This window comes from Rhodopirellula baltica SH 1, assembly GCF_000196115.1.
Taxonomy (GTDB): domain Bacteria; phylum Planctomycetota; class Planctomycetia; order Pirellulales; family Pirellulaceae; genus Rhodopirellula; species Rhodopirellula baltica.
The window spans coordinates 5,721,597-5,740,583 of sequence record NC_005027.1 but is presented as its reverse complement, the minus strand read 5'-3'; the positions used below and the strand labels follow the sequence as shown (position 1 = coordinate 5,740,583).

At 56.2% G+C, this 18,987-nt stretch carries 16 protein-coding genes; 9 read left to right on the top strand and 7 right to left on the bottom strand.

Annotated features, from left to right (window positions below; genetic code table 11):
• Positions 1 to 76: 76 nt before the first annotated feature.
• On the bottom strand, positions 77 to 1,231 hold the full coding sequence (locus tag RB_RS21870) for a DUF1559 family PulG-like putative transporter (protein ID WP_007324315.1): 1,155 nt from the start codon (positions 1,229 to 1,231) through the stop codon (positions 77 to 79).
• Positions 1,232 to 1,311: 80 nt separating this feature from the next.
• Complete coding sequence (locus RB_RS21865; RefSeq protein ID WP_231845871.1) at positions 1,312 to 1,515, bottom strand: hypothetical protein; 204 nt, start codon at positions 1,513 to 1,515, stop codon at positions 1,312 to 1,314.
• A 592-nt stretch (positions 1,516 to 2,107) separates the two neighbouring features.
• Between RB_RS21865 and RB_RS21860 the strand changes: the two genes are divergently transcribed.
• On the top strand, positions 2,108 to 3,436 hold the full coding sequence (locus tag RB_RS21860) for a hypothetical protein (RefSeq protein WP_164922346.1): 1,329 nt from the start codon (positions 2,108 to 2,110) through the stop codon (positions 3,434 to 3,436).
• A gap of 9 nt (positions 3,437 to 3,445) precedes the next feature.
• Here the strand turns inward: RB_RS21860 and RB_RS21855 are convergent, their stop codons facing one another.
• The gene (locus RB_RS21855) at positions 3,446 to 3,664 is read right to left on the bottom strand and encodes a hypothetical protein (RefSeq protein ID WP_231845870.1); all 219 of its coding nucleotides are present in this window, start codon (positions 3,662 to 3,664) and stop codon (positions 3,446 to 3,448) included.
• 60 nt (positions 3,665 to 3,724) lie between these two features.
• Here RB_RS21855 and RB_RS21850 point away from each other — a divergent pair, with 60 nt between their 5' ends.
• The 7 genes from RB_RS21850 (at position 3,725) to RB_RS21820 (ending at position 13,083) form a co-directional block, all read left to right on the top strand.
• Positions 3,725 to 4,459, top strand: coding sequence for a DUF2306 domain-containing protein (locus RB_RS21850; RefSeq protein ID WP_011122826.1), 735 nt, complete (start codon positions 3,725 to 3,727; stop codon positions 4,457 to 4,459).
• Complete coding sequence (locus RB_RS21845; protein ID WP_011122825.1) at positions 4,410 to 5,576, top strand: DUF1559 domain-containing protein; 1,167 nt, start codon at positions 4,410 to 4,412, stop codon at positions 5,574 to 5,576. The genes RB_RS21850 and RB_RS21845 overlap by 50 nt, the downstream gene beginning before the upstream one ends.
• 13 nt (positions 5,577 to 5,589) lie before the next feature.
• Entirely contained in the window at positions 5,590 to 6,393 is an 804-nt protein-coding gene (locus RB_RS21840; RefSeq protein WP_007324308.1) for an arginyltransferase, read from the top strand.
• A 44-nt stretch (positions 6,394 to 6,437) separates the two neighbouring features.
• Positions 6,438 to 7,889 (top strand): GntP family permease, encoded by a 1,452-nt coding sequence (locus RB_RS21835; RefSeq protein ID WP_011122824.1) that lies wholly within the window; start codon positions 6,438 to 6,440, stop codon positions 7,887 to 7,889.
• A 137-nt stretch (positions 7,890 to 8,026) separates the two neighbouring features.
• Positions 8,027 to 8,485 (top strand): hypothetical protein, encoded by a 459-nt coding sequence (locus tag RB_RS21830; RefSeq protein ID WP_164922344.1) that lies wholly within the window; start codon positions 8,027 to 8,029, stop codon positions 8,483 to 8,485.
• Between the two features lie 363 nt (positions 8,486 to 8,848).
• Complete coding sequence (locus RB_RS21825; protein ID WP_164922343.1) at positions 8,849 to 11,521, top strand: secretin N-terminal domain-containing protein; 2,673 nt, start codon at positions 8,849 to 8,851, stop codon at positions 11,519 to 11,521.
• Positions 11,518 to 13,083, top strand: coding sequence for a proprotein convertase P-domain-containing protein (locus tag RB_RS21820; RefSeq protein ID WP_011122821.1), 1,566 nt, complete (start codon positions 11,518 to 11,520; stop codon positions 13,081 to 13,083). Before RB_RS21825 ends, RB_RS21820 begins: the two co-directional genes overlap by 4 nt.
• Before the next feature lie 32 nt (positions 13,084 to 13,115).
• On the opposite strand, the gene RB_RS21815 is transcribed toward RB_RS21820, so the two are convergent.
• From RB_RS21815 to RB_RS21800, 4 genes are all read right to left on the bottom strand, one after another.
• A complete protein-coding gene (locus RB_RS21815) occupies positions 13,116 to 13,520 on the bottom strand; it encodes a hypothetical protein (RefSeq protein ID WP_011122820.1) in 405 nt (134 codons plus the stop codon).
• Positions 13,521 to 14,375: a succinate dehydrogenase iron-sulfur subunit gene (sdhB, locus tag RB_RS21810; RefSeq protein ID WP_011122819.1), complete on the bottom strand. Its 855-nt coding sequence runs from the start codon at positions 14,373 to 14,375 to the stop codon at positions 13,521 to 13,523.
• Positions 14,376 to 14,463: 88 nt separating this feature from the next.
• Positions 14,464 to 16,473: a succinate dehydrogenase flavoprotein subunit gene (sdhA, locus tag RB_RS21805; RefSeq protein WP_011122818.1), complete on the bottom strand. Its 2,010-nt coding sequence runs from the start codon at positions 16,471 to 16,473 to the stop codon at positions 14,464 to 14,466.
• Between the two features lie 41 nt (positions 16,474 to 16,514).
• Positions 16,515 to 17,363: a succinate dehydrogenase cytochrome b558 subunit gene (locus RB_RS21800; RefSeq protein ID WP_164922342.1), complete on the bottom strand. Its 849-nt coding sequence runs from the start codon at positions 17,361 to 17,363 to the stop codon at positions 16,515 to 16,517.
• A gap of 577 nt (positions 17,364 to 17,940) precedes the next feature.
• Here RB_RS21800 and RB_RS21795 point away from each other — a divergent pair.
• Complete coding sequence (locus tag RB_RS21795) at positions 17,941 to 18,834, top strand: UDP-2,3-diacylglucosamine diphosphatase (RefSeq protein ID WP_011122814.1); 894 nt, start codon at positions 17,941 to 17,943, stop codon at positions 18,832 to 18,834.
• Positions 18,835 to 18,987: the final 153 nt, after the last annotated feature.

The following is an 18,987-nucleotide window of genomic DNA, read 5'->3' as shown; positions in this document are numbered from 1 at the left end:
AAAACAAAATGTTGCTCGGGTCGCGATGACCCGAGCAACATTCATTCGTTGCAAACGGCGAAGATCAAAGTCAGCTCTATTCGAGCGACTCCGTTTCTTTTCCCGCTTTGGTACCCAAGGCACCCCACAATCCGTAGGGACTCTTCTCGCCGGGCTGGCCCGCTTTCGGAAGCGTCGCGCGGTTTTGGTTACCTGACTCAATGCTGTCGGTGATGAATTTCACCGCACCATCAGCCATCAGAATGTGGCACCCGCCTTGATGGCGACTTCCCATGGTGTAGGTCCCGTCGGAACCATCCCCACCCCACAAACAGCTTTCCTTGTTGGGTGGACGCACCGTGTTCACACTCGTGAACATCGGACGACCATCTGCCCAACGCTTGCCACGACGTTGATCGGCTGCGCCGGTCTCGTTGCCGTCGAGCCAAAACTGAGGTCGCGCGGGGTCAACGTTGTCTCGATAACACAACTCGGGATCAAAGAAGAACGGATCGCGTTGATTCATCTTGGGTTGCGAATTGATTTCCAAGTTCCCCGCATCGGTGACGATTTCGCCACATGCGATCGTGTTGGATGTACCGTCCAAGATGTCGCGGAAACGAGTTGAGAAGTGACTCTCGAAAACGCCGCGTTGGCGTGACTTGGCTCCGGCATCCGCCACCGTGCCATCGTTGTTGATGCCGCCGGTGTGAGTCGTTTGAATCGAGTCGCCAATGCATGCGGAGTAGTTGTTCAATCCCGTTTGGCCCGCTGTTCCGATGGTCGGGTCGCTGGGACAACGGAACGTTCCGACGGTCGTCCGCCATGGGGTGTAGTTGGTGTCCCATGGCACAGGTCCCATCGCTTGGTAAGGAGGACTCTTGGCACTCCCGTCACCATTCAGAGCGAGCGGATTGCTGATTTGCTCCCACAATCCTTGCTGCTCGATTTGCGGCAGGATACCAACCAACCAACTCAACAAATACGAGTTGTCGCCCTGTGCCCCCGCACCGGTGCAGCAATACGTGCCGCCCATCTGCTGAGGGAACTGAGCAAATGCGGAATGATAATTGTGCAGGCCCAAGCCGATTTGCTTGAAATTATTGCTGCAACTCATGCGGCGAGCGGCTTCACGAGCTGCTTGAACAGCCGGCAAGAGCAAACCGACAAGAACACCGATGATCGCGATCACGACCAGGAGCTCCACCAAAGTAAAGCCTTTGCGGCTATGGCGGACAAAGTTTGAATTCATACGAACCTCTCAGAAAAGCTTTCAAAAACAGAAAAGAATCAGGAACCGCGAGACTGGCGTCTCACCTGCTCCCGGGTAAATCAACGACTGGAGTCCCGTTGCTGCATCTCTCGCTGTTGCTGCTGGTAGTCCTTGGCTTGAGCTTCGTAAGAAGCAGCCAACTCTTCCGCAGTCGGAACTTTCTCGGGCGGAGCCGCCACCGAGTTCTCAGCACCACCGCCGCAACCGGGCGACAAAATGCAGCAGAACGCGACCAGCGCAGCCGCATGCACGAACTTCTTCATGGACATATTTCTTATCTACAAACGAGGGAGATAATTGTGAGCACCCGGGCATGGACACATCCGAGCGTTCCAAACGCCTATCGAAATCGCCACGCACCGCAAAACACTGGTGACGGGTGAAATACTGCCGATAGCTTAGCCTGCCGTCAATTGACAATATGTCTTATTCTTAAATTTTCAATGTGATTTTGCACAGCGGATCGAACCGCACTCGGTCCAGCTACACAGTTTGAGCAATCACCTGCTCAACAACGCCAAGGCCCGACCGTGACGACTCCGCAGCTAACGGCTAAGCATCTGCATCTGCGCTGCATGAACCGGCTCACCGATCACTGATGGCGATGGGAATTTGCCGTTCTGGAGGCATTCATTTTCATCAGCTTCACGAACGAAACTGAGGCTCAGCCTCTTAAGTTCACTAACCGTTCCGACCCACCTAGCAGACGCGAAAATCGCTTGCGACTGTTCTGGCGGATGAAGCGATCCGGTGGTTCGTGCCGATCGCTGGGAGAGACGTCGCTCTGACGCGATCGCATGGCATCGCTTCGGCGACCAAGCGTCTCGCCCCGCCGCCATCGCTTGAGTCTGTTTCATGACATGGTTTTTAAAACCCACTGATGCGTCCGCCTCCGACGCCCACGAAGCAACATCCACCCGCACGATCGCAGCCGCGGTCCTTCGCTTGGATCGAATGCTTCGACGTCGTCGGATACTCACCGTCGCGATTGGGTGCACCGTGTTGTCAGCTGGTCCCGGCTGGATCGGAACCACCTCAGCAGGATTCCCAGAGATGGTCGAGCGGGTCGGACGCTTTTGCGGATGCAGTTGGGGCGATGGCTATCACACATGCCACAGCAGCGGCATGCGTCCGATGGCGAATCTGCCACCGCGCTCGTATCCCGCTCGCACCGGCAACCTGGCCGACAAAGTGATGGGATGCCGCAACTGCCAATCACCAAATTGCCAGGGGACGTGCCAACCAAACCCGTTGCATACCAGCGGTACCCGTGACGGCTTCAGCACGTTGCGTCCAACCTTGTTACCAACGACGAGGCGGCCGACATTCTACGATCGCTTTGATGAGTACGCCCGCGAAGTCAGCTTCCAAGCCGCCGCGACCGAGGTGGGGGCCCGTCCCGTCGATCCCATTCTTGACCACGAGTCCATCGAAGGTCACTACCCGAAGACCAACTCACCACGTTTCGAATTGCACTCCAACCACATCGATACATTCACCCACCATGGGTTCTCGGTGTTGGCTAACGAGGATCCCTCCACGGCAACGCAATCCGTACAAACATTCAACAACACTGACACCAACATCGATGCACCTGCTGAATCAACATCGCTTCCCAAGCATCAGTTGACTGAAGAAGAGATCCAACGCTTTCGTGACTACCAAGAACACCAACGTTTAGAAAAGAAGTACAAGAAGTACTTGATCGAACCAGACGAAGTGGAACCGTTTCAAACGTTTGGAGGACCACCAGTTGGAAGCGAGCAACGACGATTGCTCGACGAGAACAAAGTCAACGAACTGTTGAAAGCAAAGTCGCAGCAACTTCCGCCGCCTTCAATGGAAAAAGAAGAATCCTCGGAAGACTCATTGCCCAGTTCGAGCGACCTACTGGACTCTCCGATTGAGGAGCCAGCGTTGGACGACGCGATGCCGCTGGAACAACTCCTGCCACCTTATCCAGAAGAGAACTCGGATCCGTCAACAGACTCTGTCGGACCTCTGTCGTGGCCCACGCCTTCTGCAACAGATTCGTTGACTCATCAACCGCCTCCATCCGCATCGACACGGAACTTCATCCGACAACCGTCCGACAATCCGATCACTCCGAAGGCAACGGACAGCAGCCCGAATGAGCGAGTGGCGGAAGTTCCGGATTGGCGATTCGTGAGGCAACCGCATTAGCGGCAACACCTAGATGCGGCCACCTTCGCAGCATGTTTCGCAAATGGTGTGGCAGCGTTCGCATTGCAACTTGCCGCGAATTTCGATCAAGGTTCGCCCCAAGCAAACGGGACAAACACCCTGCGTCGCATTCGCGGGTGCGCACTGATTCCATTGGCTCGCGGCTTGGTTTCCGGAAGAATCCCCGGGCGTCTGCTGGTTCGATGCGGAAGCTTGCGGTTCGTTCATAATGCAATCCATTTGGTGCGTTGATTCTAGAGCGGTTAGACTCAAGCGGGAGGATAACCGATGGCTTCCGAGCATTCACTCTTCAAAGATTCCGATCGAGACGCGTTCGCAAATCTTCAGACAACACGACTGAACCGCCTGCTGCGGGTGGCAACTGCCCTGACCATCGTGCTCGGCATGAGTGTTTTGGTTCAGCTACTGATTCCATACCGCGGTTACTTCCCAGCCGACCTACAGGACTCCGTTTTCCTGTCCGCGCATCGAGGGCACTTTCACGGTTGGTATCGGGTCGCGTTCTACATTCACATTGTTGCCGGACCAATCGCCTTGGTTCAAGGTGCGGTTTTGTTCTTCAGCGGATCTCGGCAGAAACCAACTCCTTCGTGGCACCGTGTTGTCGGCCGAGTGCAAACCGCAGTGGTTCTGCTGTTCCTGTTACCTAGCGGCTTGGTGATGGCTCAGTACGCCATGGCGGGTCCAACCGCTGAAGCAGCCTTCACGCTATTGTCATTGGCAACAGCGATCACGATGGTGATGGCCATCCGCAGTGCGATGGTTGGGCGAATGACCCAACATCGTCTTTGGGCAACTCGCTGTTTTTTGTTGCTGTGTTCGCCTTTGCTGCTTCGAGTGGTGGTGGGGTTCACGATCGTCACGGGTACTGAAACGGATTTCGCACACCGCCTTATCGCCTGGACCAGTTGGTTGGTCCCATGGTTCCTTTTCGAAGTCGGGAGAAAACGTCATGACACTGCACACCACGAAACCAAGACGCCACGCCTTCACACTGCTTGAACTTCTTGTGGTTATTGGCATCATCGCCGTCTTGATTGGACTGCTGATGCCCGCGGTTCGCACATCCAGTGGAGCCGCCAGAAGAATGACCTGCAGCAACAACTTCAAACAGATCGGGCTTGGCCTACACAACTACCACTCGGCCTACGAGCACCTTCCTTCCGCCCAAGGAGGCACACTTCGAGGGCCATCCGAACGCGATGGCAACTCGCGACGACTCAGCGGCTTGGTGGCGTTGATGCCGTTCATCGAAGCGTCAAGCATGTGGGAAACCATTGCCAACCCATCTGAATTCAACGGAATGTTGTACCCACCAATGGGTCCGGCACCCTGGGTCGAAACCTACGATCCTTGGACCACACAGATTCCAACCTATCAATGCCCCTCCTCAGCGGCCACGCCCGAACCATTTGGATTAACGAGCTATGCGTTTTGCGTCGGCGACCAAGTTGACATGCTGAATACCGAGCACTCGACAACGCAATCGGTGCGAGGCATCTTCGCAGGGGCGCATGTCCCAAACTTCCGAACGATCACCGATGGCTTGTCCAACACGATTGCCATGTGTGAGATCGGCAACGACCTCGGCGATCGTTGGGACATCGGACAAACCGCGATTCGAACGACCGAGCAAATCTTTGAATCACCCGCCACGTGCCGAGAAACTCTGAACGTGGATCGTCCTGATTTCTATGCCCCCTCGATCCAACTCGCCAGCGTCGGGCGGGGCGGTCGGTGGGCAGATGGGGCTTCAGCCATTGCGGCCGTCAACACGATTCTGCCACCCAACTCGCCAAGCTGTTCCGTCGGAAAGCAATTGACCGCCCCAGGCATCTACTCTGCTGGCAGCTTTCATCAAGGTGGAGCACATGTGTTGATGGCCGATGGTGCGGTCAAATTCATCACCGAATCAATCGACCATGGTGACTCAATCACAGCGGTCGTGCGGTTGACCAAATCCAACGAAGCGAAGGGAGTCGATCCAGTTGAAACCGATCATGAAGACGACAACGATTCGTCATCCCAATCCAAGTACGTACACACGGAAAGCCGACATGGTATCTGGGGCGCGCTTGGGACCGCCCGCAGCCAAGAATTGGTGAACGACGCTCTTTGACTTCGACAACGAATTGGCTCCCAAACGACAACCCGATCCATCGCCGCCGCAATCCGGTACGCTGGATGACATGAGTCCCGCGAGAGATCATTTTCCCGAAAGTGCCGAGCCCCTGCGTCATCGAATGATGTTGGTTCAGGATGCCGTCAGTGATTGCCCCTACATCGATGGCGAACCGGCGCGTATGCCGCTTTACTACCCGACGCCGCCACGCCGTAGCGACGACACGGACACGCTGCTGGCCGCCGGCTTTCGTCGGAGCAGTCAATTTGTCTATCACACGAATTGTCCGAATTGCCGTGCCTGCCAACCAACTCGACTGCGCGCGGATGACTTTCAGCTGACAAAATCATTGCGTCGTGTCCTGAAGAAGGCGGAGCGTGAACTGACCTGGAGTTGGCAAACCCCGCGAGTCGACGCGGATCGTGTTCGTCTTTACAACGACCATCGCAATCTGCGTGGTTTGGCCCACGACGGTGACATCAGTGCATCGGACTACGAGACGTTCTTGATCGCATCGTGCTGGCCGACCCTCGAGCTTGAAATTCGACATCAAGACCAATTGGTCGGCGTTTCGATCATGGACATCGGTCGAGACAGCATCAGTGCGGTGTACACGCACTTTGACCCCATCGCATCCAAGTTCAGCTTGGGAACATTCGCGGTGTTGCAGCAAATTCAGTGGGCCAAAGACAACGGCCGCACCTGGGTCTACTTGGGTTTGTATGTCGCCGAGAACCCGCACCTGAATTACAAATCGCGTTTCGTCCCACAAGAACGTTTGATCGACGGGCAATGGCGTGTCTGCTTGGAGTAGACTCTGGCGTCACACATCCATTCCCCACGCTGTGAGTAGAAATCTTGACGATCTGGTGGTTGGTCGCGCTCGCCGTGACGATGGTGCTGGTCTCGATCCTCGCGTTCCGACTGCATCCGTTTCTGGCGTTGCTATCGACGGCAATCATGGTGGCGATGCTGACCACGCCGGCTCAATTGTCATCGTTTGCATCGGCAAGATTGGCCGACGGCAAATTCACAGACGCCGAAGCCACCGCCTTCGTCGGACAATCCGCGTCCGCACGAGTCGCAGATGCCTTCGGTGCGACCGCCGGTTCCATTGGAATCGTGATCGCATTGGCCAGCGTCATTGGCGGATTGCTGATGCAGTCCGGTGCGGCGGCGAGAATCGTTGACACGATGCTCCGCTGGACCGGGGAACAACGTGCTCCCGAAGCAATGGCCGCGGCGTCGTTTGTTCTTGGCATCCCCGTGTTCTTCGACACGGTTTTCTACCTGATGCTCCCGCTGGCCAGGTCACTGCGCCGCAAAACGGGGAAGAACTATGTCTTGTTCATCTTGGCCATCTTGGCAGGTGGATCGATCACGCACTCGTTGATCCCGCCGACGCCTGGCCCACTTCAAGTGGCCGCTTTCTTGGAAGTCGAAATCGGTGCGATGTTGATCGCCGGGCTCGGTATCGGAAGCATCACCAGCGTGATTGCGTTGGCCGCCGCCAGAGTCATCAATCACTTTGTCGATCTGCCACTTCGCGACGAAGATGGCGAGGAGATTCGCCCCAAGACGCAGCGACTGGCATCAGCCGGCGATCAATCAACAGAGATCCCACCCAAACCGCCATTGTGGCTGTCGCTGTTCCCAATTGCCTTGCCGGTGGTTCTGATCGCGCTCGGATCGACCATCAAATCCGTTTACGGAAGCGAAGCCGTCGCGGAATCCGAACTGCTGGGATGGATCCTTCGGTTGGGCGACAAGAACCTCGCGTTGGGGTTAGGTTGCCTCGTCGCGTTCGGATTGATCCGCTGGGTTCCCAACGACCAACGACGCAAAGTGGTTTCCGCTGCGATCGCCTCCGCCGGATCCATCATTCTGATCACCGCCGCCGGTGGGGCAATGGGTAAAATGCTCTATCAAGCCGGCATCGCAGAAGTCGTCGGTTCCATCGCCAAAGGATTCCCCGGGCTTTGGTTGCTTCCGTTGGCATTCCTCGTGACGACCGCGATCCGAACGATCCAAGGCTCGGCGACCATCGCGATGATCACTTCGGCCAGCATTCTGCAATCACTGGCAACCAGCGGCGAGCTTCCGTTTCACCCGGTCTACCTGGCGATGGCGATCGGTGCGGGAAGCAAACCGATCTCATGGATGACCGACAGCGCGTTTTGGATCATCTCCGAAATGACGGGCATGACCGAGAAAGAAGCCCTGCGAACGATCTCTCCGATGAGTGCCGCGTTGGGTGTTTCAGCGTTGCTGGTCACCGTTGTTGCCGCGGCGATCTTTCCCGCCGTGTGACCTCGTTTTGATTGCGTAGCAACGGAACGCTCACCGAACGAGGTCACAGATGTACCGATGAACGGTTTCAAATTTCTAGTCGAGTGATTTTAATGGGACGTTCTGATTTGCCCGAAAATTGCTAGCAACGAACGTTCATGGATACGACCCAACCCGATTTGATCAACGCTTCCGCCTCGGAAAGCTCCGTTCCCAATGCCAGCAACAACGCTGGATCGTCGTCGAATTCGGATGCGCCCGCTATGAGCAAAAGCGAGCGAATCCGTCGCTACATTCAGGCTCATCCCCAGGCTCGGAACACGGAAATCGTTGCCGCTTTGGAAGAACACGGCATCAAATACCAGGATGTCGGAAACGTTCGGTCGCAGGAAAAGCGCAAGGCGGCAAAGAAGTCCGCTCCTTCGAAACGCCGCCGCCAAGTCGCAGCCGTCCCTGAACCGGCAGCGACGCCAAACGCGCCATCCGCGCCAGCACCAACGACGGGTGCGGTCAGCATGGAAACGCTGCAGGCGGGTGCCGAATTCGTGAAGCAGGCTGGTGGAATCGACCAAGCCGAGGCAATTCTCGCCCTGATTCGGCAAATTCAATCCGTTTGAGCGCGGACTCGCCGTGCGTCGGCAAGCCGATTCATAGATCCGTCTCGCAGCCACCGAATGGGTGCCACAGCGGCATCCAGGGACCGACATTTTGTCCAGTGGTCTGGATCGCGTCGCGACTTCGAGTCATTCAGCGTGCGAGCAAGGCGAATTTGCCAAGATTCGCGCCGCGAGAGTGATACAGACAAATGATCACAGAGGTCTTCGGCAGCCCGAAAACCCCGAAAAACATTGACTCTGCTTGATAATTCAGTACTCTACAAGTCCCCCCTGCGATCCTCTTCGTCGACAGTTCCTTCGATCGCTCCCCACCTCCCACCGAATCAAAGCCGATGGTTTCACCGCCACCGAGCTTCCAGCCTCATGAACAATGCATTGAACTTCCCAAAGCGATGGGTCGCTTTGGACGAATGTTTCTCAAGCCGCAATGCGTCCGCCGGTCTCAAGACCAAGCGTCAACGCAGCGTTTCGAGTAAACGACGAGTTCGAGCTTCGCTGGCATTGGCCGTGCTCGCCGGTGCATGCGTGGGCACTGGAACAGCGGCACCAATGATGAGTGCATGTTCGGCGGACGAAGTTGCCGACGTCGCCCCCGCCGATTCGGTGGAACAATCCAACGTGGATGGGCAAACAGCTGAAACGTTGCGGTTCTCGTTCAACGGCGTGCCGTGGCGAGAAGTGATTCAGTGGCTGGCCGATGAAGCTGACTTGGCACTGCACATCAGTGAGCTGCCTTCGGGCAGCTTTACCTACAGCGACAACAGTGAGTTCACCGTTCAAGAAGCGATTGATCGAGTCAATCTGTTTCTGATCTCGGAAGGCTTCACGTTGGTGCGCAGCGGTCGCTTGCTTTCGGTCATCGATTTGACCGATCCACGCGGTGTTCAACAACTCGAAACATTGGCCGAGTTTGTCGACGCCGAACAACTCGCTGACAGAAAACCACACGACGTCGTCAAATGCATTTTCTCACTTGGTGAGATCGATGGCGAAGACGCTGTCCAGGAATTGTCGGCGCTCAACTTGATGACCAGCCCCACGGTCCTCAACAAAACCAATCAACTGATCGTCACTGATTCTGTCGCGAAACTGAGAAGCGTTCAACGAGTCCTGTCGGCGTTCAAATTGGACGAGATGGACAACGGCACAATTGTTCAATCATTCCAATTGCAACACGTCACGGCAGACGACGTGCTGACGGTTGCTCGCCCCCACTTGGGTTTGGCGACGGATGAAATGATCGGTATCGATGTCAGCCTGTCGGCCGACCTGGGTGGCAACAGCATCTTCGTCACCGGCATCGAAGACAAAGTGAAGCTGCTCGAAGGTTTGGTCAAAGCGGTCGATCAACCCGACTCTGCCAAGGCCTCCTCAAACGAACCGATGCAGCTTCGGTCTTACCTCGTTCCCGGCGGGAACGTTCGAACGGTCTACAACGTTTTGCAGACATTGCTTTCCGGCAAAACCGTTCGGCTTTCAATGGATGATGACGCTGGCACAATTGTGGCTTTGGCGTCGGCTGAAACTCAAGCAGAAATCAGCCAAACCGTGGAAGAACTTCAAGCTGCCGACGACGAGTTCGAAGTCATCCAACTGAAGTCCGTCGATCCGTCCTACGCGATCAGCTTGATCGACCAGATGTTGGATCTGCCTGACGAGTACGCCGACCCGGACGACATCGATCCGGACACCCCTCGAATCGATGCTGACCCCGGCAACCGCCGCCTCTTCGTTCGAGGAAAACGGCATCGCATTGACCAGATCAAAACCATCGTCGAAGGACTCGAAAAAGGTGGCGTATCAAGCGACGCCGAACAAATTCGCGTGCTTCCGTTCAAAGGCAAAAATGCCGAACGCTTGTTGGAAACCGGGGCCAAATTTTGGCAATCCACGAACCCGGTGATCCTCTACCCAGGACACGAATCCAATTCGCCCAATGTCCTTGAACGTGTCCCCAACGAAGACGAAGGCGACGCGTCCGAGAGTTCAGATCCCGGTGCTGATCACGGTGCTCTCGAACTGACCAGCAAACGAAGCCTGACCGACGAACCCACCGAAGCTCGACTGCTGACAACCGTCACACGTTCGCGATCCGAACCGATCACTTGCCAAATCACGTCGCGTGGATTGATTCTTCAATCCGAAGACACCACGGCACTCAATGAATTCGAGCAACACCTGCGATCGCTCGGCACATCGATGCAGCCCGCGTCATCTCCACCCATCGCGTTCTACCTGAAACACATTCGTCCCGACGACGCGCTTCGAATGCTGGCGGAATTGCTCGAAGGCGGAGAAGCAGCCAAGGAAGGCGAAGCCGGAACGTTGATCAATGGAACGATGACTTCGGTTTCATCCGGCGGCTACCTGGGCAGCTTCCTGACCACACGCGACGGAACGATGACGTTGCTGTTCGGTTCCATCACGATCGTTTCCGATTCGCGTTTGAATCGCTTGATTGCTCAGGGATCCTCCGACGACATCGACCTGATCGAAAACTACCTCAAGATCATCGACAAAGACCGTAGCATCACGACGGTGCAAACCTACGGCACCTCTCGCGTCATCGAACTCAAACACACCCGTGCGGCGGACGTCGCCGAAGCCGTTCAAGCCGCCTACGCCGGTCGCATGGCCGAAGGAGCTGGCAAAGCCAATGCGGCAGCCGGTGGTGGAAACGATTCCGAAGCACGCGACGCGGCTCGCAATGGTGACAACCGCGGCAACTCAAAAAATCCACCCAAGAAGTCGGCCTCGCAAGCGGCTCGCGATTTAGAACCGAAGATGACGGTCGCCGTTCACGAAGCCAGCAATTCCTTGATCGTAACTGCACCTCAGCAACTGTTCGCGGAAGTTGAAACCCTCGTTCAAACAATCGATTCGCGTGGAGAACAGGCCGTCGAAGTCATCATCCCCAGCAGCGATGAAGTGATGGGGGAAGTGCTGCAACAGGTGCTCGGTGCGTCGACCATCACCAGCCGCCGATCAACGACATCGTCATCCCGCGATCGTTCGCGAGACCGAGGAGGGCGATGATGCGATTCCACTGGAACGCGGCCATGTCCTCTTCGCTCATCAGATCGTTGCGTCGCACCGTTCTTCGCGCCGCTCTGCCGGTCTCGATGGCCGCCATTGGCGTCATCGTGGTTTCGAACGGTAACGTCGCCCAAGCACAATCAGGGCTTCGCGAATCACTTGAACGACTTGATCGTGATCAAGACGGCGACATTGAACCAGAAGAGATCACGGCACTTGCTCGTCCGTATTTGGAACGTGTGGCCGAAGCCCGCCGCATGGACCTGAACCGGGACAACTCGGTCGAACGCTGGCAGGAAGCTGCTCGAATCTACCACGCACTTCAAAATGGCGTTGCCGGGCGAGAAGTCGATCCGGAAGCCGATGTGACGGTTCTTCCGTTCGGACCTCGAGACGACGAGCCGATGGTTCCTGAGTTTGGTTTGGGCGAAATGAAGTTCCAATACACCATCTCAGACTATCGCCAAGCCGAACGAACGATGTCGCGAAGCGATCGAAACGGCGATGGCTTCCTTGACCGCCGTGAAGTTGAACGAGCCGACTGGAAGTTTCGTGATCCCTTCGAAGAGGATTACGACAAAGACAACCGGCTCAGCACAGTCGAACTGGCTCAGCGTTACGCCCGTCGACGACTTCTGTCAGGTGCCTCTCGCGAACTGGTGCAGAAGAACCGCCGAGTTGGAAGCGAAGTCCGTCGCAACGAATCATCCGACCGCGAAGATGACTCACGTTACTGGCGACGCGACCGTCGCTATTACCTCGCATCGACCGTGATGGAACGATTTGACAAGAATCGCAACGGACGGTTGGAAGCGAGCGAGACCGTCGCAATGGGCATTCCCTTCGGCCGGATTGACCTCGACCGAGACGGCGAGATTTCTCGTGACGAACTCAACGACCACCTCCTTCAAGTTCAAGAACGAGAAGACCAGGATGCGGAAGGATTGCCGCCGTGGTTCTTTGAACGCGACGAAGACGGCGACCAACAAATCTCGATGCCGGAATTCACCTCCGAATGGACCCCTGAATTACTGGCTGAGTTTGAATCGTACGACCAAAACGCCGATGGTCTGCTAACCAAAAGCGAGCTCGCGGGATCAACCGCTTTGATGGGCGGCAACTACCGAAACGAAACCGCTTCCGCTTTGCCGCCTCGCAAAACGGTCGTCTCAGAAATCTTCATCGAAGAAGAGTATCTGATCGCGGACGTCGACGTTCAGCTTTCGATCACGCACACGCACGACGAGGCGCTCGATGCCTACCTGGTCGGCCCCGACGAGACGAAGATCGAATTGTTCTCGGGAGTCGGCGGTCACGATGATCACTTCGACCGAACTCGATTCGATGACGATGCACGACTGCCGATCACCAAAGCTCGTCCACCCTTCGAAGGAACCTTCATCCCCGAAGGCCGGCTGAAGAACCAACCCAGCCTAAGCTCTTTCAATGGAAAGAATGTTCAAGGCACTTGGCAATTGATCATCGTGGGAACCCGCAGCGAACGATTTGGGTTGCTGCACAACTGGAGCCTCGACATCACGCCGGATACGTCCAAGCCTTGAGGCGGAGAATTCCGGTTGAGGTGTCGAACTGATCAAACGCCCCGGCGCGGATACGTTACCGCCGATGGGTCGTCCACGGCATAGGCTTCGATCTCAAATGGATTGCCGCGATAAGCGTCGCGGCCCATCAGCCTCAACACCAACGAAGCACCGAGATAAGCGGGCAAAAAGAAAGGCCCCCAGCGTTCATACTGCCGCACGTGAACTCGTTCGTGCCTGCGAGTTCGTTCCAAATCCCCAATCGTACATCCCAGTACAACATGGCCGAGCGTCATGGCCGCGGCGGGAACAGGCATCGATCGCAGGCCTCGGGCAATCCAGCGTCCGTGAATTTCAGCAACTCCTGAAACCCACTCAACGCGTCCGCCCAATAACAATCCGATCGTGATTCCGATCAGCGTGTTGGGAGCGGCCCATAGATACCGCAACCAACGCAATTACTTGTCGAACCACTTCTTAATCGCGTGAAGCGTCGTCGCTCGCCCAGCACGTGCGATGGAGGTCGTCAGCGGGATTTCCTTTGGACAAACCGCGACACAGTTTTGAGCGTTACCGCAGGATGCCAAACCGCCGGGTCCTTCGAGTGCGTCCAGTCGCTCGCCGGCGAGCGATTTTCCGGTGGGATGGTTGTTGAACAACATCGCCTGCGAAATCGCATGTGGACCGACAAACGCCTCGGAGTAAGCCTGACGCTTGCGAGCCTCGAACTCCTCAGCCGTTTCGTCTGACTTTTGTGTCAGCTCGATCTTGTTGTATTGAGGACAAGCCTCGACGCAACAGCCACAGCTCATGCACTGGCTGAGTGGATAGTTGCGTTCTTGGTCTTCCCGCAGGATCCGCTCGCCAGCACCCATGTTGTAGTAGCTGTCGACGGGCACCCAGGCTTTGACTCGTTCCAAACCTTGGAACAAACGAGCTCGGTCGACAACCAAGTCACGAACGACGGGGAACTTGCTCATCGGCTCCAAAACGATTTCGTCCGCATTGTCCGCGAGCAAACGATCGACCAATGCACTGCAGCTTTGACGCACTCGGCCGTTGATGACCATCGTGCAGGAACCGCAAACCTCTTCCAGGCAACCGCAATCCCAAGCAACAGGAGTCACCTTCTTGCCGTCGCGATTGGTCGACTGAGCAGCGATCCGTTGCAGAACGCTGATCACGTTCATCTCCGGCTCATACTTGATCTTGTGCAGTTCCCAGTATGGAGCTTTTCCGGGAGCGTCCTGACGGCGCACACGAACGTTGATGAACTCGGGTCGTTTCTTTGTCGAGGGTTCGAGAGCAATCATCGGATCAAGAATTCAAAAGGTGGTTGAGAGGCAGTGCGGTGAACAAAGCGATTGGCGGGAAACGCAAAGGTTGAAATTGAAGGAGAACTCAGTTGGCTCCCACCAACCCCGCACCCGATTTCGATTGAGCTACCTTCTTGGCGGCCCGCTCGTTCCAAACTTCTTCGATCGCCTCGGCACCCACCAATCCGTACAAACGCGGACGTGGTGGGATCAACGATGTATCAACATCTTCGTAAGCGAGATCCGGTTGGTTCGTCGTGGCGTTCCAGGTCGCAACCGTGGTCTTGAGATACTTCTCATTGTTGGCTTCAAACTCATCGCACCACGCTTCGGCTTGGCGACGACGTTCTACAGGATCCTCGGAAGTCAACGATGGCTTCTTGAAGTCAGGCTTGAAATGAGCCCCACGGCACTCGTCTCGCTGCAAAGCTCCCTTGAGCAAGGCTTTCGCCAGCGGGAACATGTCCTGCAACGACTTCGCGAAAATGACGTTTTGGTTAGTCCACGAACCGGTGTCGGCCAAGGAGACCTTCATCGCCCGCTCGTGCAGCTCGTCGACCTTCTTGATCGCTTCTTCCAATTGGTCGTTTCGGCGAACCACGGTGGCAACGCGAGTCATCAAATCGCCCAACTCTTGGTGGATCAGGTAGGGATTTTCATCACTTCCCGCGTTCCCGTTGAGCAAGTGATCGTGGCGATCTTGCTGAGCCTTCACGGCCGAATCAAGCAGCGATTGAGGCACGTCGGCCGCCCCGGAGTCCTGCGATGCCGAGTAGTTCATGATCGACGAACCGGTGAACAATCCGGTGAAGATGCATGACAACAACGAGTTCGCACCCAAGCGGTTTGCACCGTGATAGTGGTAGTCGCATTCGCCAATCGCGTACAAACCGTCAATGCTGGTCATGTGGTTACGAGGTGCTCCGGCTTCCATCCCGCCGTCTTCGCTCTTCACGTAATCCGCCCACAATCCGCCCATGCTGTAGTGAACAGCGGGGAAGATCTTCATGGGTTCGTCGCGTGGGTCGACTCCTTGGAATTTCTCATAGATTTCCAGGATACCGCCGAGTTTGCGATCCAGCTCGTGACGCGGGATGTGCGTCAAATCGAGGTACACGCACATGCGATCGTCTTCAACGCTGAGCCCTTCGTTGACGCAGATGTCAAAGATCTCTCGTGTCGCGATATCCCGTGGAACCAGGTTCCCGTATTCGGGATAGCGTTCTTCCAGGAAGTAGTAGCGATCCGCTTCGGGGATATCACGAGGTCCGCGGGGATCCTGCGGTGTGCGTGGCACCCACACTCGGCCGCCTTCGCCACGAGCCGACTCGCTCATCAAACGCAATTTGTCGGCGCCGGGAATGGCCGTGGGGTGAACCTGAATGAATTCCGCGTTGGCGTACTTGGCACCATTTTGGAAACAACGGCTCGCGGCACTGCCGGTGCAGAACACACTCATCGTGCTGCGACCGTAAATCAAGCCACATCCGCCCGTCGCAACCACCACCGCGTCAGCCGGAAACGCTTTGATTTCCATCGACACCATGTCTTGAGCCACCACGCCGCGGCAGCGGCCGGTTTCATCTTGGATGGGGCCGAGGAAGTCCCAGAACTCGTATTTGTTGACGTTGCCTTCCACTTCTTGACGGCGGACCTGTTCATCCAAGGCATACAACAACTGTTGCCCGGTGGTCGCACCAGCGAATGCTGTTCGCTTGTAGAGCGTTCCGCCAAACCGCCGGCGGTCGATGAATCCTTCGCCAGTCCGGTTGAAAGGCACGCCCAAGCGGTCCATCAACTCGATGACCTTGGGTGCCCAGTAAGCCATTTCTTTGACAGGCGGTTGGTGATTCAGAAAGTCACCTCCGTAGACCGTGTCGTCGAGGTGTTTCCACTCATCGTCGCCGAGCTGCCGAGTCGCGTCATTGCAGCTGTTGATGCCGCCTTGCGCGCAAACGCTATGCGAACGTTTGACCGGGGTCAGACTGATCAAATCGACTTGGGCGCCCAGCTCGGTCAACTTCATCGTTGACGCCAAACCGGCCAAACCACCCCCAACGACAACCACGCGAGTGGGCGAGTTGGATTGTGCCATGGAATGTTTCCTTCAAAGAATCAAAATGGGTGGTTGCAAACTTATTCGGTGATCGTGTCGTCGTCAGAATCGGATGCGTTTTCGGCTTCCTCGACGTCGACTGGTGTTCGTTTTTCGGGCATGTCATAAGCCAAACCAGTTTCCTTGGCCGCCTCGTACATGATCGCCTCGTCGGCCCGGGCCTGAGCAATGTCTTCGGCGTCCATTCGGACCGCGCCCCACCAGGCCGCTGTTCCAATAACCGCCAAAATGACTCCAAAGGCCACACACACTTTGGTGGCTCGCTGCTGAGCTTGTGGTGAAACCCAAAATCCCCAGGTGATTCCAGCGGTCCAGATGCCGTTGGCCAAGTGATAAACCGTCGCCAGGACACCCGCTAAGTAAAACGCTGGCCAGACATAGCCCTGCATCGCTTCACCAAGCGACGAAGCAGCGTTGTATGGGTCGAAGCTCGCAAACCCGAGCGGCTCCATGATCGCCAGCCAAAATCCGGCATGGAACCAACCGTGAAGGTGCAACACGTGAGTCATCAAGAAAACCAAGGCGATCAAACCAGTCCAGCGTTGCCACACATAGCGGCGGTTGCCGGTGAACTGGTAGTTGCCAAGATTTGATTTGCCCGTCCGGATGATCCAAACGCCCAAAATCGCGTGGAACAACAACGGAGCAAAAATGCCTCCCCATTCGACCACGGGCAGCAAATTCCCGAGGCTGTGGATCATAAACACCGCTCGTTGGAACGTTTCCGTCCCGTTGAGCAGACTGGCGTTGGTGGTCAAGTGAATGACCATGTAAACGCCCAGCGGCACAATCCCGGTCAACGAGTGCAGCCGTCGAATGGCGAATTCGTGACGCAGGAAAAACGATTGCGAACGAGTGAGTTCAGACACGTGGGTCCAGGTCTTCTTGAGGTGGAAACTGGCCAATCGAAGAACCGTCGTTCACCGTTTGAGATAACGCCACAATGCGTCCATCCTATCGGTTCAATCGGCTCAACCCTCGGAGTTTACGCCTTGAGGACAGTTCAGCCTAGAGAGCCGCGGGAATCGTTCCCCGCAACTGCGACCATCTGTCGCTGAAGTGTCCCCCTGACACTGTTGGCGGTTTCTGAGATTGCGATCAAACCGTCACGCGGGCCCAGCAGCCTGAAAAATGCGGATTGTCGCAGAATGCCTGCCCGTAAATTGCTCTCGGGGGCATCGAGCACCGCATGGGCATGACCAAACGGCGGCGGTGTGCGAGTCTCCGAATGATTATTTCGTGAATTGATTTCTTCTTTCGAATCATTGGGACTCGACTTTTGATGTCAGTGGTTATCCTGACGACGAACACGTTGACCTTCGTTTGGCCCGATGGACCACCCTGTTGATCACTTTTTTGCCCAATCAATCGTCCACCGTCTTACCCCCTCGCCGCCGGCGAACGGGACCTTTTTCGCGATCCAGCGCGACGGTTGCGCCCGCGAAAGTGGCGGCTGAGCACCGAGCGACACGGTCGGTTCGTTCGATTTTCATCAGCGATGTTCATCTGGGACTTCGGCACGCGCAAGTCGACCGGCTGCTTTCTTTTCTAAACAGCCACTCGCCTGAACATTTGTATCTTGTTGGCGATTTCATTGATGCCCGCGTGCTGCACATGCAGCCATATTGGCCGCCAATTTACGATCGCTTGCTGAATCGACTGGCCGAACTCGCCGCCGAAGGGACCGCGATTCATTACACGCCTGGCAATCACGACGATTACCTGCGGCATGTGGACTGGCCCGAAGTCGCCGAGTCGAACGATGTAACGGTCGGCGAACAATTCGTCCATGAAACCGTCGACGGCCGCCGGGTCGTGGTGTTGCACGGTGACCAATTCGACAAAGTCGAACGCCAAGCCCATTGGCTTTCACTGATCGGCACGTTTCTGTACACGTTGCTGCTGACCGCTGATCGAGCGATCAACCGCGTCCTGAAATGGCTGCGGATGAAGCCCCGTCGGATCAGCCGTTATCTAAAACAAACCACGAAACGCATGGTTCAGTGGGTCAGCGGATTCAAGTCGAAAGTCCGCCAGCACGCTTGCGAGAACGACTGCGACGCGATCGTCTGCGGCCACATTCACATCCCAACCGTGCGACGACTCAGCCCAACGTCGGACAATCCCGATGCCAAACGCCCTCTGTATTTCAACCTGGGCGACTGGGTTGAGAACGCCACCGCGATGGTGGAGTACGGAAACGGAGAACTGGAACTGATCGATTTCGACCAACCCGATCGAGTCCCACCGGCATCTGCCAAATCTCAATCTCAAGCCACCGACCAACTCACCCCCAAAGCCGCCGCCATCAAACGCCACCTCTTCACCGGCATGGGGTGAGCAGGGAACTGCCTTGTTCATTTCCATGCTTTCAGGCGAGTTGATAGAGCATCAACCACGGCCCAAGGCGTGGGCTCCAAGACGGAACCCACCACGCTGCCAAATGCACCATCGCAATTAGATGCACCATCGCAATTAGCGAGGTAGCTCAAC